Source organism: Nitratireductor aquimarinus, from assembly GCF_017255295.1.
In the GTDB taxonomy this organism is placed as follows: Bacteria; Pseudomonadota; Alphaproteobacteria; order Rhizobiales; family Rhizobiaceae; genus Nitratireductor; species Nitratireductor aquimarinus.
On sequence record NZ_JAFKDE010000006.1, the window covers coordinates 314,238 to 330,476 of the forward strand.

Here is a 16,239-nt window from a genome sequence, read left to right on the forward strand (position 1 = left end):
CTTCACAGGGCATTACATGCCGAATGTGTCAGGCTGCTTTCACCCGCGCCTTTCGCGGCAGATGCGCCACCACATTCTCGATCATGCGCATGCCGGCATTCTGTCCGAGCGTCATGATCGATTCGGGATGGAATTGCACGGCTGCAACCGGCTCATCCTCATGTTCGATGCCCATCACGACACCGTCATCCGTTTCGGCCGTGATCGTGAAGCTGGCAGGCAGACGCGCCGGATCGGCAAAGATCGAGTGATAACGCCCGACTGTCACTTCCGCAGGCAGGCCCGAGAAGACCAGGCTGTTGCCGCTGACACGGATGCGCGAAGGCTTGCCATGCATCGGTTCGGCAAGCTGTCGCAGCTCGCCGCCATAAGCTTCCACCAGCGCCTGCAGGCCAAGACAGACGCCAAAGACCGGCAACCCGCGCGCACGGCATTTGGCGATGGTGGCGCTACAGTTGAAGTCCTCCGGCCGTCCCGGCCCCGGCGAGAGCACGACCAGATCCGGCTCCACCCGGTCGAACACATCATCGGCAACGGGCGAGCGCACCGTCACCACATCCGCGCCCGTCTGGCGGAAATAGTTGGCAAGCGTATGCACGAAGGAGTCCTCGTGATCGACAAGCAGGATCTTCACGCCCTCACCCACACGGGCGGTCGTGCGCATCTCGTTTTCCATATTGGTCTTCCCGGCATCGCGGATCGCCGACAGCATGGCCGACGCCTTGAGTTCCGTTTCGGCCTCTTCCTCCTGCGGATCGGAATCGAACAAAAGCGTGGCCCCCGCCCGCACCTCCGCCACACCATCCTTGATGCGGATCGTGCGCAGCGTCAGGCCGGTGTTCATGTCGCCATTGAAATGCACCATGCCGATGGCCCCGCCATACCAGGCGCGCGGGCTCTTCTCGTTTTCCTCGATGAAGCGCATCGCCCACAGTTTCGGCGCGCCGGTCACGGTCACGGCCCAGGCATGGCTCAGAAACGCATCGAACGCATCCATGCCCTCGCGCAGCCTGCCCTCAATGTGATCGACCGTGTGGATGAGGCGTGAATACATCTCGATCTGACGGCGACCGATGACACGCACCGAACCCGGCTCGCAGACACGGCTCTTGTCGTTGCGGTCGACATCCGAACACATGGTCAGTTCGGACTCGTCCTTCTTGGAGTTCAGAAGCTTGATGATCTGTTCGGCATCGGCAATGGCGTCATCGCCACGCTTGATGGTGCCGGAGATCGGGCAGGTCTCGACCCGCCGGCCATTGACCCGAACGAACATCTCCGGCGATGCGCCGATCAGAAATTCCTGCTCCCCCAGATTGATGAAGAAGGAATAGGGCGACGGGTTGATCTGCTTCAGCCGGCGCGAAATCTCTGAAGGACGGCGCTCGACGCGCTCCATGAACATCTGGCCGGGCACCACCTCGAAGAGGTCGCCGCGATGGAAGCTGTGCTTGGCCTTCTCGACAAGACGCGCATATTCGCCGGGCGTATGATCGCCACGCGGCGGCGCTTCCGCTGCTGGTTTGAATGTCTCGCGCGCGCCCTCACGCGGCAGACCTTCAGTCGAAAACCCTTCGCCCGCATAGTCGTAGCGATCATGCCAGGCTTTTGCCGCATGATGGTCGACCACGAGAATTTCGTCCGGCAGGTAAAGCACCAGATCGCGCTGGCTCTCCGGCCGGTTCAGGGTCTGCTTGATCGGGTCGAACTGGAAGGCGAGGTCATAGCCGAACGCGCCATAAAGGCCGAGATTGGAATCCTGATCGGAATGGAAGAGTGCGGTAATCGCCCGCAGGACGGTGAAAACCGTCGGCGCGCGCGAACGCTCTTCCTCGGAAAACACGCGGTCAGGCTCGGCCACCGTCAGAGCAAGGCGCGTCTCGTCACGCTCGCGCACAGTCACCGTATCCAGTGCGGCAACCACATCGGCGATGATCGACAGCAGCGCCTTGCCGCGCGCGTTCAGCGCCTCGATCTTCATCGCGCGCCCACGCGCCGAGATCACCAGCGGCGGGTCGATGATGGCCGTATCCCAGCGCGTGTAGCGGCCCGGATATTCGTAATTCGAGGAAAAGACCGCGCCACGACGCTCGTCCAGCGCATCGATATAGGCATCGATGGCGCCCGCATAGGCGGTCTCCACACGGCTTCGCGTGATGGTGACGCCGCCCGCCGTCGCAAAACGCTCGGCGCCATTTTCCAGAACTTCCAGGCTCATCATATGCTCCCTTTTTCAGGCATCGCCGGGAAGCGCAGACAAAAATGGCCGCCCGGTTTTCACCTGCGGCCATGGTCTTTCTTTACGCGCACACTGCACGGTTGGCCGCTGTTAGCGAACCCACCACCAGAGATTTGCGCAAGAAATCGTTGTCATGGCTTTTCCATAGCGTCCGCCGGGCTCTCGCGCAACTGGTTTCCCGCGCCATTCGCAAGCCTTTTGCCGCGATAAACCGCCAGCAGGCTGAGGCAAAGCCAGGTGAAGCTCGCCCAGGCAGCACCAAGCGCCCAACCCGCCGCAACGTCGCTTGGCCAGTGAACGCCAAGATAGACGCGGCTGACGCCGACGATGAACGAAACGAACACCGCAACCGCCAGCACATAGAGCCTGACGCGCCAGTCGGGGAAGAAGCGGATAACGAGGGCCGCAAGCGTCAGATAGGCCACCGTGGTGACCGTGGCGTGACCGCTTGGAAAACTTGCCGTGTGGATCACATCCAGATGCTCCACGATGTCAGGTCGCGGCCGCTCGTAATAGTGCTTGAGCAGGTAAGAGACGAGCGCACCGGAGCCCACGGAAAAGAGGGCGTAGAATGCCGCGCCATAGCGCCGCGTCACCACCAGAAGCCCCGTCACCACGAGAAGCGAAATGATGATGACCGGATAGCCGCCGATGGCGGTGATCTCCAGCGCGGTCTCCTCGAGCCATGGCGGCCCGATTGGATCGCCCGGATCTGCGGCAGTGCGCATCGAAAGCAGCACCCGCTCATCGAACGCCTTTATCTCGCCCTCGGCCACTTCATCGGCGATGGCGAGAAACACAAAGGAACCGACCGTCAGAACCAGAAGGAGCAGCGCGGGAGCCAGTGCCCTGCGCCTGCGCGAAACCCGCTGAAGGAAGCCTTCCGTCTCAACCGTCATACCCACTCAACTCTCTCAAACAGATGATCCTGCAATGGCTCGATGCCAACACAATGCCGGATGCCAACACGATGCCGGATGCCAACACGATGCCCGATGCCAACACGATGCCCGATGCCAACACGATGATTGTCACCTAAATAAGGTATATACGGTTGTTGCCAACTGGAGCGACGTTCATGGGCTGGTCTTTCAACATCGGAAAAATCGGTGGCACAGTGCTCAGGGTGCATGTCACCTTCTTCCTGCTGCTGGTCTGGATCTGGTTCATGCACTACCAGATCGGTGGAACGGCAGCCGCATGGGAAGGCGTTGCCTTCATCGTCGCGGTGTTCGCCTGTGTGGTCCTGCACGAATTCGGCCATGCGCTTGCCGCGCGCCATTACGGCATCAAGACACCGGACATAACGCTTCTGCCCATTGGCGGGCTGGCGCGGCTGGAGCGCATGCCGGAAGAACCCCGGCAGGAGCTCGTGATCGCCATCGCCGGCCCGATGGTGAATGTGGTCATTGCCGCGCTCATCATCTTTGCACTTGGCGGCACAGCCGGCATCGAGCAGATGCTTCAGGTGGAAGATCCGCGCGCCGATTTTCTCGTACGGCTGGCCGGCGTGAACATCTTTCTCGTCCTGTTCAACCTCATTCCCGCCTTCCCCATGGATGGCGGTCGCGTGCTGCGCGCGCTTCTGGCAACCCGACTGAGCTGGGCCAAAGCGACACAGATCGCCGCCAATATCGGACAGGGCCTTGCCTTCCTGTTCGGTTTTCTGGGGCTGCTCTACAACCCGCTCCTCATCTTTATCGCCATCTTCGTCTATCTGGCGGCCTCGGCAGAGGCCCAGAACGCCCAGATCAAGAGCGTGGCCAACAGCGTTCTGGCGGGTGACGTGATGGTCACGAAATTCGCCACGCTGAGCCGCTCGGCCAGCATCGGCGAAGCCATCGACCTTCTGCTCGCCACCACACAGAACGAGTTCCCCGTGGTGGATGCACAGGGCCATCTGGAAGGGCTGATCACCCGTAACGACATGATCCGCGTGCTACGGGATGCGGGGCCGGACGCCCCAGCCGCAAGCGCCATGCGGGCCGGCCTTCCCACCATCCACAAACAGCAGAGCCTGACCGAGGGCGTGCGCCTGATGCAGGAAACACAGGCCCCCGCCGTGGCCGTTCTGGACAGTCATGAAAGGCTTGCAGGCCTCATCACCCATGAAACCATCGGCGAGATGATCATGGTGCGCGCGGCAATGCCCGAGGGCTTTCGCTTTGCCGCCCTGCGGAAGCGAAACAGGCGCAACATGCAAGACCGGGCATAACATGTCACCGCATGATGCATTTACCGAAACTGCCTTGACATCGCCCCGTCTGCGCACCACGTTTAACGCATGAGCACGAACCGAAAGCACATCTCCGTTCTTTTCCGGGTATGTCCCATTGCGGGATATTGACCCCCGGTTCGGTGCTGTGCGCCTCCGAACCGAGGGGCGCGTTTCCGTCTTCCGATCGATAGATCGAGTTTGAACGGCGGAACGAAACTCAGGGCGCATCACTTAAAAATTCGAACTACAGTCGAAGCCTGACCGGCACGCACAGGAGTTGCGTGACCGCACTATTCGCATGGACAAGCCAATGCAGCAGAAGACAGGGCGCAAGCCGAGCATCACGATTTCCCAGACCGACTATGATCGCCTCACCGGCCTCGCCGAAGCGCTGGAAGATCGCAATCCCGAGGTGTCGGAAACCATGATGGCCGAACTCGACCGGGCGCGCGTCGTGCGCGACGGATCGCTCGCCGCCACCGTCGTGCGCATGGGTTCCACCGTCGTCTACACAGCCGACGAAGGCCCCGAAAAGACCGTGACGCTGGTCTATCCCGGCGATGCCGACATCGAGAAGGGCCGCATTTCCATCACCACGCCGGTGGGCACTGCGCTTATCGGCCTCAAGGAAGGCCAGTCGATCAACTGGTCCGCACGCACCGGCCAGACCCACAAGCTGACGGTGGTGCGCGTGACGCAGGAAGAAAAAACCGCCTGAGCCACCAGCCCCGAGTTGGCGACCCCTGGTTGGAAAAATGACTGGTCCACATCACCGTTTCTTCACGGGACATCTCCTGACGGGAGCCTAGCCCCTGCGCCACAGCCTTTCGGCGCAGGGGGGCCGCTCGACCGATATTCAGTCTGCGCAGCCGCAGTGAGGCCGCGCGGGTTTGTTTGTTCGCGGTCTCCCGTCACGAAGCGCGGGAACCGCGTTGGAGATCGCCATGTGGACCAGACAGGGTTGCATCCTCACCACCAAGGATTTCACCATCCTCGAATTCCTGCAGGAGCGCAGGCACAGGTTCAGCGAAGCCTATGCCACGCTTCTGCGCGCCAAGCTTGACGGGGCAACGGTCATCTTTCGCGAAGACGTGCCGGCGAATGTGACCACGCTCAACAGCCGCGTGCGCTACCGCATCAACGACGAAGCACCGCAGTCCCGCATCATCAGCCACGAGGAGCTGCAGGGCTTTGTCGGCCTGACGCTGCCCCTCACCACCCTGCGCGGTCTGGCGCTGCTCGGCCTTTCAGCGGGCGATACGCTCGTCCTGCCCCACGAAGGCGCGGACACGCCCGATCGCATCACGCTGGAAGAGGTGGTCTATCAGCCCGAATCCGCACGGCGAAAGATGGGTGCTTCATCGCAGCCACGGCCTGCCCTGCGGCTCGTTCACAGCGCAGATGCGCCGGCGATGGCGCAACCCACATTCATCGCACCGGGCGGTGATGACGATCCCGGTCCGAGCGCTGCTTGACCCTCACGCAGCGTGAGAGATTGTCCCTCCTGTCCTGCGGAGGCGCGTGTGATGAAAGAATGGACGGTCAGTGAACTGGCGAGGCTTGCCGGCATCTCGGTGCGGACGCTTCACCATTATGACGAGATCGGCCTTCTTGTCCCCGCACGCGTCGGCGAAAACCGCTATCGCCATTACGGTGAGGAGGAGCTGCTGCGCCCGCAGCACATCCTCCTTTACCGCGCGCTTGGACTGCCGCTCGATAAGATCGGCGCCATTCTCGACGATCCCCAATTCGATGGCCTGACGGCGCTTGCAAGGAATTCGTCGGGAAACAGGATCGATGACCGGCAGATAGCAACCCGCATGCGGGATCTGGCCGGGATCGAAGCCAGCCTCGTCAAGGCAATGCAGGACGGCACGGTTCCCGAGGCACGCGCTCTCGACACCGCGCTCGAGCGGCACCGGGCGTGGGTTTCAGACATGTGGAACAGGCCCTGCACGCCGACCGCCTATGCAGGTCTTGCCGATATCTACGAGAGCCACCCCGACTTCGCCCAGCGCTATCAGACGCTGGGCAAGGGCTTTTCCAGATGGCTCCCCGCGGCCATGTGCGCCGGCGCAAGGCGCATGCCGGAAGCCTAACGCAAGTCCCCGAAAAGCGGAGATGCTCCAACGCAGGACCTACCCCCTGCTTCCCACCCAGTATCGCGGCCCCGGCCCGGCCCGGCTTGCCCGGTCGGCCGGGTTCGTGAGCGCGCATGTCTCCAGCGAGAGGCAGCCGCAGGAGATGCATTCGGTGAGCCCGCGCTTCAGACGCTCCATCTCTGCAATGCGCTCGTCAATGCGCTGCGTCCAGCTTTCTGAAAGACGCGCCCAGTCATCGCCCTTGGGCACATGATCGGTGGGCAGCTTGTCGAGCTCGGCGCGGATCTCATCAAGCGAGAGCCCCACCCGCTGCGCAAAGACGATGAACGCCACACGGCGCAGCACAGCGCGCTGATAGCGCCGGTGCCCGGAGCCTGCGCGTTCGGAGACGATCAGCCCCCGCTCTTCATAATAGCGCAGCGCGGAAGCCGCGACGCCACTGCGCCGCGATACCTGATTAATGGTGAGCATCGATGCCAAGACGGTTTCCTCCAACTCCAGCACCAGCTCCAGCTCCAGCTCCAGCTCCAGCCAAGAAGCTCTCACAGGCCGGCTTCCAAACTCGAGCTCAATTGAACTTAATTTTTATACGGCACAAAGCTTTTTAGGAAACGCGTTATTGCCGGCGCGGCATGACAAATCCGGGGGCGCAAATCCGGGGTCGCAGGTCCGGGGGCGCAGGTCCAGGGTCGCAGGCCCGGCATCAGATGCAGCGGACAATCCGGCATCTCCCTGCGATGAGCCGGGCCAGCGCGCACCAGCCTGCGCCCCCCGAGCACCACCAACACACCCTGCCGCTCGCGCCCCACCGGCGAAAGCACCACGCCAGTACCGGCCAACAAAAAGGCGGGCTTGCGGCCCGCCTCCTGCTTTCCGACTCAACTTATCAGGAAAGTCCTTCGATCTGCCCGTCATCGTTGAGGAAAATATGCTCGGATGACGGCACTTTGGGCAGGCCCGGCATGGTCATGATCTCACCGCAGATCGCCACCACGAAACCGGCGCCGGCGGAAAGCCGCACCTCGCGGATCGGCACCACATGCCCCGTCGGCGCGCCACGCAGATTTGGGTCGGTGGAGAAGGAGTACTGCGTTTTCGCCATGCAGACGGGAAGATGGCCATAGCCCTGCTCTTCCCACTGCTTGAGCTGGTTGCGCACGGATTTGTCGGCAACCGCCTCGGAACCGCGATAGATGCGCTTCACCACCGTTTCGATCTTCTCGAACAGCGAGATCTCGTCGGCATAAAGCGGGGCAAACTGCGAGACGCCGCTCTCGGCCAGCGCCACCACCTTGTGCGCCAGCTCCTCGATGCCGGCGGAGCCTTCCGCCCAGTGCCGGCACAGAATGGCCTCTTCGCCCTGCTCGGCCACATAGGCCTTCACCGCCTCGATCTCGGCATCCGTATCGGTGTGGAAATGGTTGATGGCGACAATGGCCGGCACGCCGAACTGCTTCACATTCTCGATATGGCGTCCGAGATTGGCGCAACCGGCCTTCACCGCCTCGACATTCTCCGCGCCCAGATCTTCCTTCTTCACACCGCCATTCATCTTGAGCGCCCGCACGGTCGCAACGATGACGGCAGCAGCCGGCTTAAGGCCCGCCTTGCGGCACTTGATATCGAAGAACTTCTCCGCACCCAGATCCGCACCAAACCCGGCCTCGGTGACCACATAGTCGGCGATCTTGAGCGCCGTCGTGGTCGCCATTACCGAGTTGCAGCCATGGGCAATGTTGGCGAAGGGGCCGCCATGAACAAAGGCGGGATTGTTCTCCAGCGTCTGCACCAGATTGGGCTGCAGCGCGTCCTTTAACAGCACCGTCATCGCGCCATCGGCCTTGATGTCGCGCGCAAAGACCGGGCTCTTGTCGCGGCGGTAGCCGACGATGATGTCACCCAGACGCTTTTCCAGATCTTTCAGATCGGTCGCAAGGCACAGAATGGCCATGACCTCGGAGGCCACGGTGATGTCGAAGCCCGCCTCGCGCGGAAAGCCGTTTGCCACGCCGCCCAGCGAGCAGACGATCTCACGCAGCGCCCGGTCGTTCATGTCCATCACACGCCGCCAGGTCACACGGCGCGTGTCGATCTCTTCGGCATTGCCCCAGTAGATGTGGTTGTCGATCAGCGCCGAGAGCAGGTTGTGAGCCGAGGTGATGGCGTGAAAATCACCGGTGAAATGAAGGTTCATGTCCTCCATCGGCACCACCTGGGCATAGCCGCCGCCGGCGGCCCCGCCCTTCACGCCGAAGCACGGGCCGAGCGAGGCTTCGCGAATGCAGATCGCCGCCTTCTTGCCGATGCGGTTCAGTCCATCGCCAAGCCCCACCGTCGTCGTGGTCTTGCCTTCGCCAGCCGGCGTCGGATTGATCGCCGTGACAAGGATCAGCTTGCCGTCCGTGTTGTTGCGCGTCTCGGCGATGAACTCGGCCGAAACCTTCGCCTTGTCATGGCCGTAGGGCAGAAGATGCTCGGAGGGAATGTCCAGCCGCGCACCGATCTCCTGAATCGGCTTTTTCTTCGCCGCCCGGGCGATTTCGATGTCGGACTTCACTTCGGCGCCGGATTTCATTTCGGCCCCGGATTTGATTTCGGCCATGACGATGATTCCCTCTCCCGATGGTCCGCAACGTTTGCCGATTGGCATAAAGCCGCGAATTGAAAACGTCCACCGTCGCAAAAGAGGCGCACAATGCGTGAAATGCGACAGGCTGCATTCGATGGTGGTGGTGAAACGACAGGCGCGCGAAAAGCCGCGCCTGCCACACAGTGGCGAACCGGATTAGCGGTCGAGAACGAGGCGCAGTTCAACCAGGTTGGAGCGCACCCGCAGGATGTAGAAGCCCATCGTGGCCAGATGCGTGGGCATGATCCACCCATCCTCACGCCCATTGGAAATGATGAAGGGCTGCACGTTGAGCGCCGCGCGGAACTGCTCTTCCGTCGTATCCCACAGCGAGCCGAGCGAACGCTGCTTGATAACGTCCTCGAAGTCCGCGCCCGCTGCCGTCAGGAGGCCGTAATAGGCATAGAGCTGGCCATAGGCGAACCAGAAGCGGTCATCCGCACGCGTGTCGAACCAGCCCGAATTGTAGTTCTCCGAACGCTGGCGCAGCAGGTCCGAGGTCGACCCCAGATCGCTGGCGATGCGGTCGAGAAACTGGATCAGATTGTCGGCGCGGGCGTCAAAAACCGCCTCGCAGCTTTCAAGCCGGTCGTTGAACTTGCGCAGGTCGCGGATGGCGGACCGGTAGAAGCTGGGCGTCGGCGTCTTGGGACCAAACGGGCTCAGGCCGAAATACCAGGTTTCCTCATCGAAGGTCAGCGCACCGCGCGCATTCTGCAGATCACGGTCGATCTGCGACGTGCCGCGCACGCGCCCAAGCGCATCCACCAGTTCGATGGCGCTGCGGCGGGCCGCCTGGTTGATGCCGCGCTGGAACGACGCCTTGTTGTCGAAGAAGGGCGTGTCATCCCAGTCGAGCGCAAAGAAAAAGCCGAGCTTGTAGAGCAGCATGGAGGAAATCCATGCATTCTCATTGACGTTGAAATCGGTCAGATCCGCCGTCACGTCGACAATGGCCGAGCGTCCGCAGGTGCGCGTCTCGCCGCCCTGTGTGGCCGCGGTCTGCTCGCCAGCGGAAACGCTGCGCTCTTCCAGCTTGTACTCTTCCACATAGTCCGGATTGAAGCCGGTCCAGACCTGCGTCTGCCAGAAGAAGTATCCGTAGAAGCCCACGATCACGAGAACAACGAGGCCGACCGAGCCGCGCACGATCCAGCCGCGGCGCGTGTACCAGCGCCCGACCGCCATGAACGGCCACAGGATCCAGGCGATCACGAGCCCGATGCCCCGGCCGATCCAGTGAAACACACGGGTGAAAAATTCAACGATCGGATCGAGCACGAAGCGCCTCCCTCAGGCGTTTTTAATCCAGGCCATAGAGGCGCTTTCTCAGCGCCGGTTTATCCCTGAGATAAGCGGTTTTGAGCTGCGCCACAACATATTCGCGCCAGGCGTCGGAATAGCGCTCGTAATCCTTGTAGAAACCCTGCTTGTTGAACACATAGCGGGCGATGAAATCGGACGGCACGAAGTCGGAAATCAACCTGTTGGTGAGCCATGCATCCGGATGTTCAGGATCGGCCCGCGTAACGAGAAAGCGCAGGCGCGGCGGGATTTCCTCGATCTTGAGCCTGCCCGTCTGGCTGATCTCACGCACGGCGGCATTGAGGAAGGGAATGCTCCCCTCGCCCGCCACCAGCCCGGCATTGCGGTGTGTCCAGGTCTGCAGCCAGACCGGGTCGACGCGCGCAAAATCCGTATCCGGGTCTTCGCGGCGCACCAGATCAAGCAGCACCATCTCGCCGCGATGGGCAAGATAGTTCGACCGTTCGATCCACGAGGCGCGCGGCAACTGAATGCGGCCCGTCTCCGCCAGAAAGCGGAAGATGCGCGCCGGATCGTCCTTCGACAGATAGCTCACCTGCCATGGCCGCGAGCGGCGAAAGCCCGGCGTTGCCGGATCGGCGATCACCGTTGTCGTGTCGCGGTCAATGAAGATGTAGACGCCGCCGAAATGGCTGGTCCAGTAGGCGTCATGCCGGAACACCACCTGCTCCGGCACGAGGCTGTTTTCGCGAATGTCACCGGTCTCGCGTGCAAGCGCCACCATGCGGTTGAGCAGCGCATCGTCACGCCAGGCATCCGGCTCGTGCTTCACCCGGTCGGCCAGCCGCCCCAGTTCCGCCGCCTTGCCGAGCAGGTCTTCCGCCGAGAGAACCTTGAACTCCACCTGCACGATGGAGAGCAGATCCTCTATGTCGCGCACCTGGTTCACCTGCTCCTCGATCTCGCCATAGACCACATCCTTGATCGTGATGGCGTTGATGGCGCGCGCATTGGCCATCATGAACTCGTAGACGAGCTGCGAGGTGTTGGAGAAGGCCGTGTGAACCACCGGCAATTCGATCTGCGCCGGTGTCAGAATGATGAAGCGCCGATTGACGCCATTGGGATCGAGATACTGGATATCTTCCAGTTCCTCCGCGATCTGCGGCGAGAAGCCGGTGCGATCGATCTCGAAGGAAGCAAGCTTCGTCTGCGGCACACCAAAGGCATCCAGCGCCTTGTTGTAACGCGCAATCAGATGCGGCTCTTCGATCCTGAGCAGGCGGCCAAAAATGAGGTCGTTGTCGCGCAGGAGGTTCACCACACACCCCTCGCCTTCATCTCCTCGATCTCGCGCAGCGCGCGTTCGCGCAGGCGCTGGTCGCGGACGATGCCCGAAACGGCGGCATCGTCGGAGCGGTCCGAGTAGCGGAATTCCGAATCCGCATAGCGATTGATCTCCTGCATCACCATGTCCATCGTGAATGGCCGGCGCAGCTCGGCGATCATCGCTTTCTTGTCGTCATAACCCCGGCGCATGAACGCGTCCGGCGTCTCGAACCATTCGTCGGGAAGCTCGATGTCCATGGCGCGCATCTTGATGGCGTCGGTGATGTTCTTGATGGCGCGGCCGGTGAAGCGCGGCTCCGCCAGCTTGATCTCATGCAGATAGGCGCCAATATCCGTCAGCGTCTTCGGCTCGCCGCGATCGTTCAGGAAGCGCTCATAGACCTTCGCAAGCCCGTCTTCCTGCGGTCTGGAATGTGCCTCATAGGCAGTCTCGACCGCGCGCTTGATCTCCTGCGTGGCGTAAAGCGCGTGCTCGCCAAGCGGGATCGAATGGTTCTTGCCGGCCAGAAGCACGAAAATGTCGACATAATCCTCAAAAGTCTGCGGCCCGTCGACAAGCCAGCGCGCGCCGGCGCGCTGGCGCAACGCGTCGTCCACATTCTCCGGATAGTTGGAGAACATGCCAAAGGAGCAGTTGCCGCGCACCACGGTGCCCGCGCCCGCAAAACTCTCCATCAGAACGCCCGTCACCTCCTGTTGACCGGCAGACGCCCGGTCGTCGGAGCGCTTGGCCGCCACCTGGTCGATGTCGTCAATGGTGCCGAAGCCGATGGCGCGCGGGCTCAGCACATTTTCCACGAACTGCTTGCAGTTCTGGCCCGACTTGCCCTGATAGGAGGAAATCTGGTCGACGCCGAAATTCTCGTAGTGGAACGGCACACCCGCCACCTGGCAGTAATCGTTCAACAGCCCGGCGGTCATCTGGATAAGGATGGTCTTGCCGGTGCCCGGTGCGCCATCACCAATGAAGGTGAACAGAAAGCCCCCCAGCTCCACGAAGGGGTTGAGCTGGCGGTCGAAATCATACGCCATCAGCATCTTGGCGAGCTTCATGGCCTGATATTTGGCAATGTGGTTGCCGATGATCTCGTTGGGCTTCTTGAACGTCATGACAAGCGGCTTGCGCCGGCTTCCCGGCGCAATGTCGAACCCGTCCAGCGTGAAATCGTCGGCCTCGAGCCGCATATGCGTGTCTTCAAACGCACCGAGACCGGTGAAACGGCTGCGCCGCTGCAACAGCCCCTCGATTGCGACGCGGGCAAGCGCGCGGGCGCGCGCCGTCATTGCCGTGTCGTCGGCAGCACCCGTGATCGCCCCATCAAGCGCGGCAAGAACGCTCTTCAGCGCATCCTGCGGCGTGTCGAACTGAAAGTCCGGCTCATCCGTGTCATTTACCGGCTCGCTGTCGGCGTCGAGCATCTGCAGGAGATAGGATGAGAGCGTGAAGGCCGCGACATAGGCCGAAGCCTGCAAAAGCGCGTGATAGGTCTGCGCCGCATCGCCCTCAAGCGGGCTGCGGGCGTTCCGCTCCTGAAGGCTTTCAAGCTCGGTTGACCGCGCGAAGACATCGGCCACCGCAAGCGCCACCGCCGCCCCGCGCCGGGCGCGGAAAAGAAGCGTGTGCTGCGCAATGGAGAGCATGGGGTCGCCCTGGCGGATGGCGGCGATGGTTTTCGCCAGCTCCACCTCACGCGTCCTGCGCAATGCGCCGGTGGAAACGGTCGAAACGAAACGCCGCCCGGTGCCGGCAAGCCCGGTGCCGGAGCCGCCGCCATCGGCCTGCAGAACCACAAAGCGCGTCACAAGGCTCTGCGCCGTCGCCCGGTGCTTCTCGATGTCTTTCTCGTCGATGGTCGTCAGGCCGGTGTCCATGGAAACTCCTGATCTGTCGGGCAGTGGGACTGCCCCTGATGCGCAACGCCTGCCGCCATCGCCCTTCTCCCCGCCTGCGGGGAGAAGGTGCCGGCAGGCGGATGAGGGGCTGGCGTATGGTCTTCTGCCGGAGCGAAGCTGCTACACATCCGTAATCACCCGCCCGCCCGAAATGACGTGCACGTCGTAGCCATCGAAAATCTTCTGTGCTTCGCCTGCGGCATAGAGCGCCTGATAGGCCTCATGCGGCACGAGCGCGTGCTGCTCATAGGCGCTCACGCCCATGCGGGCGGCGTCCAGATCATCCGTGTCGATGAAGAACTCCTCGCGCGCCGGCTGGCTGGACCACAGCCCCTTGCGAGCCGGGCGCTCGGTCTTGGAATAGACCTCCTGCACCGTCCAGGTGAGAAGCCACGCGTTTTCGCGCCGGCGCACCCTGCCGAGCACGTCAGACACGGTGGAGTTATTCTCCGTGATACCCGCCGTGTAGAACGGCCCGAGCACCACCCGGCGCAATTGCTTGGGGTGGAGATGGTCGAAATCCTTGTCGAGATTTCCGGCAATCGTGGCCGGAGACAGGGAATAGGCGGAGTTTTTTTCCGCGAAATCGTCAAATTGATGCGCAAGCTCCGGGTTGAGCAGACCGCCGACCGGAAACCCGATATCGACGTCCTCCCTGAGCTTTCCTTCGTCGGAAACCAGCGCCTTGAGCATGCCGGGCGAGGAATCCTCGACCGCCGCCATGTAGACCATGGGCAGGCTCGAATTTCCGTCAAAAGCGCCCCAATGCACCAGATAATAGGGCCGTTTTGTCTTCGGATTCACCGAAACGCGCACAGTTTCCGGCAAAATGAAGGGCGAGAAGATCTTTCCCTCCTTCACCTCCTCCAGATAGAGGCGCTCGGCCATGGACTGCTGGAGATCCGCAGGGAACGCGCGGTGACGCAGGATGAAATCGACCATTTCGGCGCGCAGCTCGTCCGGACCGGAAATGCCGGCAAGCCGCTGTTCCGCCTGCCGCCGGTCGTTCTCCAGTTCCAGAACGCTCTGAAACACCGGATATCCGCTTTCGGCCCGCTGGATGCGGAACTTTTCCATGAAACCGAGCCGGTTGCGCCAGCAGTCGAAGGACCGCTCCAGCCGGCCGATATAGGGCGCGACCACTTCGGCCACGAGGCCGTGCGACTGAAACGGCGAGGCCGTGCGGTCGCCGAAATAGACGCCGAGCCCTTCGAGCGCGGACGCAATGGCATCGAAATAACGCGCTGCGGCGTCAGGAGCGGTGTTCATGCAAAAGACCTGTTCTGGGACCTTGGCGCACGCCCCTCATCCGCCTGCCTGAACCTTCTCCCCTCATGCGACGAGAAGGAAGAGGGTCGCCACGTAAACGTCCCCCTCTCCCCGCGAGCGGGGAGAGGGTAAGGGTGAGGGGCGAGGCTCCACATTGAAGGTCCGCGCACTGTATGTCGTCACGCCCGGACGTAATTGGCCGCGTCGTGCTTCTTCATGACGTCTTCGAAGCGGCGGGCGAAGGCATCGTCGGCGAGCTTCTTGCGGCGCTGAATGTCGGCGGTGGTGACCATGTTCTTTTCGTGCAGCTCAAGCAGATCGCCAATGTGGCGCTGCGCGGCGGCGCCGATGCCGGCCATGGTTTCCTCGGCCGTGTTGTCGACCTGCGACCCAAGCGTGTTGATGCGGTGAGCCACATCCTGCTGGGCGGCGGTCTTCAGCGAGTCTTCAAGCGCCTTGTAGAGAACGATGCGCTGCTCGGTGTCGATGGTCAGCTTGTTGATCAGCGTCGATTGGGCAGCGATCTGGTTGTTGAGCGAATCCACGAAGGTCTGGAACATGGACGTGTAGCGCTCAAGCGTCTGGCTCTCGGCGAGCAATTCCTGCTCTTTGGCCTGCGCCTCATTGTATTCGGTGGCAAGCTTCGAGCGTTCGCCCTCAAGCTCCGTACGATCCTTCTGGTTCGTGGAAGCGGCAATGCGGTTCTCGATGTCGAGCAGCATCGGGTTCAGCTCCTCGATGCGCTTCTGCGTCGTTTCCAGATTGGTCATCGTGGATTTGCGGCGCTCGATCACCTGCCCAAGGCTTGTCTCGGACGTCTTGTAGCGGTCCTGAAGCACCTGCTTCTGGTCCTGAAGAATGCCGGTGATGGTGTCGGACTTGGCAAGCAGTTCCTGCAGATTGCCCGACAGCGACATGTTGCGCACGCGCTCGGTGCGCATGCGCTGCTTCTTCTGCTTGGAGAAGATGCCGATGAAGTTCTCCCAGCCGGTATAGCTCTTCATGCTTTCGAATTCGGAGCCGAACACATTGGTGGCGTCCTCGAGCCCGATGATCAGGTCGGCGATGTTCGCCTCCATCACCTTCTGCTGCGAAAGCACATCCTGAATGCGGGCGTTCTCGATGTCGAAATCGGCCTGGCCGATCTTTTCGTCGGTGCGCGCGAGCTTGTCGAGAACGGTTCCCGACTGCTCGATCCTGGAACGCATGTCATCCACCACCTCGCGGGTCTTGGCGATCTCGGTGTCGAAATTCTGCAAGGTGGCCATGCTGG

13 protein-coding genes are annotated in these 16,239 nt (G+C 61.9%); 4 read left to right on the forward strand and 9 right to left on the reverse strand.

Going from position 1 to position 16,239, the window contains the following annotated elements; all coding sequences use genetic code 11:
• Nucleotides 1-28: 28 nt before the first annotated feature.
• A complete protein-coding gene (locus JYP46_RS12545) occupies nucleotides 29-2,218 on the reverse strand; it encodes an anthranilate synthase (protein WP_206548271.1) in 2,190 nt (729 codons plus the stop codon).
• Between the two features lie 152 nt (nucleotides 2,219-2,370).
• Entirely contained in the window at nucleotides 2,371-3,138 is a 768-nt protein-coding gene (locus JYP46_RS12550; protein ID WP_206544323.1) for a phosphatase PAP2 family protein, read from the reverse strand.
• A 179-nt stretch (nucleotides 3,139-3,317) separates the two neighbouring features.
• On the opposite strand from JYP46_RS12550, the gene JYP46_RS12555 reads away from it, so the two are divergent.
• From JYP46_RS12555 to JYP46_RS12570, 4 genes are all read left to right on the forward strand, one after another.
• A complete protein-coding gene (locus JYP46_RS12555) occupies nucleotides 3,318-4,454 on the forward strand; it encodes a site-2 protease family protein (protein WP_113155854.1) in 1,137 nt (378 codons plus the stop codon).
• Between the two features lie 313 nt (nucleotides 4,455-4,767).
• The gene (gene rnk / locus JYP46_RS12560) at nucleotides 4,768-5,175 is read left to right on the forward strand and encodes a nucleoside diphosphate kinase regulator (protein WP_113155855.1); all 408 of its coding nucleotides are present in this window, start codon (nucleotides 4,768-4,770) and stop codon (nucleotides 5,173-5,175) included.
• 226 nt (nucleotides 5,176-5,401) lie between these two features.
• Nucleotides 5,402-5,932, forward strand: a complete 531-nt coding sequence (locus tag JYP46_RS12565; protein ID WP_206548272.1) for a GreA/GreB family elongation factor — start codon at nucleotides 5,402-5,404, stop codon at nucleotides 5,930-5,932.
• A gap of 51 nt (nucleotides 5,933-5,983) precedes the next feature.
• Complete coding sequence (locus JYP46_RS12570; protein ID WP_206548273.1) at nucleotides 5,984-6,556, forward strand: MerR family transcriptional regulator; 573 nt, start codon at nucleotides 5,984-5,986, stop codon at nucleotides 6,554-6,556.
• 39 nt (nucleotides 6,557-6,595) lie between these two features.
• Here the strand turns inward: JYP46_RS12570 and soxR are convergent, their stop codons facing one another.
• The 7 genes from soxR to JYP46_RS12605 form a co-directional block, all read right to left on the reverse strand.
• Complete coding sequence (soxR, locus tag JYP46_RS12575) at nucleotides 6,596-7,105, reverse strand: redox-sensitive transcriptional activator SoxR (RefSeq protein ID WP_328850482.1); 510 nt, start codon at nucleotides 7,103-7,105, stop codon at nucleotides 6,596-6,598.
• 340 nt (nucleotides 7,106-7,445) lie between these two features.
• Entirely contained in the window at nucleotides 7,446-9,134 is a 1,689-nt protein-coding gene (locus JYP46_RS12580; RefSeq protein ID WP_206548308.1) for a formate--tetrahydrofolate ligase, read from the reverse strand.
• Between the two features lie 210 nt (nucleotides 9,135-9,344).
• Nucleotides 9,345-10,469: a DUF2333 family protein gene (locus tag JYP46_RS12585; protein WP_206544059.1), complete on the reverse strand. Its 1,125-nt coding sequence runs from the start codon at nucleotides 10,467-10,469 to the stop codon at nucleotides 9,345-9,347.
• 22 nt (nucleotides 10,470-10,491) lie between these two features.
• The gene (locus JYP46_RS12590) at nucleotides 10,492-11,775 is read right to left on the reverse strand and encodes a DUF6638 family protein (RefSeq protein ID WP_206548274.1); all 1,284 of its coding nucleotides are present in this window, start codon (nucleotides 11,773-11,775) and stop codon (nucleotides 10,492-10,494) included.
• Nucleotides 11,772-13,676 carry an AAA family ATPase gene (locus tag JYP46_RS12595; protein WP_206548275.1) on the reverse strand — a complete coding sequence of 635 codons (1,905 nt, stop codon included), beginning with the start codon at nucleotides 13,674-13,676 and terminating at the stop codon, nucleotides 11,772-11,774. Before JYP46_RS12595 ends, JYP46_RS12590 begins: the two co-directional genes overlap by 4 nt.
• 141 nt (nucleotides 13,677-13,817) lie before the next feature.
• Nucleotides 13,818-14,966, reverse strand: a complete 1,149-nt coding sequence (locus JYP46_RS12600) for a hypothetical protein (protein WP_113155864.1) — start codon at nucleotides 14,964-14,966, stop codon at nucleotides 13,818-13,820.
• 179 nt (nucleotides 14,967-15,145) lie between these two features.
• Complete coding sequence (locus JYP46_RS12605; RefSeq protein ID WP_206548276.1) at nucleotides 15,146-16,234, reverse strand: coiled-coil domain-containing protein; 1,089 nt, start codon at nucleotides 16,232-16,234, stop codon at nucleotides 15,146-15,148.
• Nucleotides 16,235-16,239: the final 5 nt, after the last annotated feature.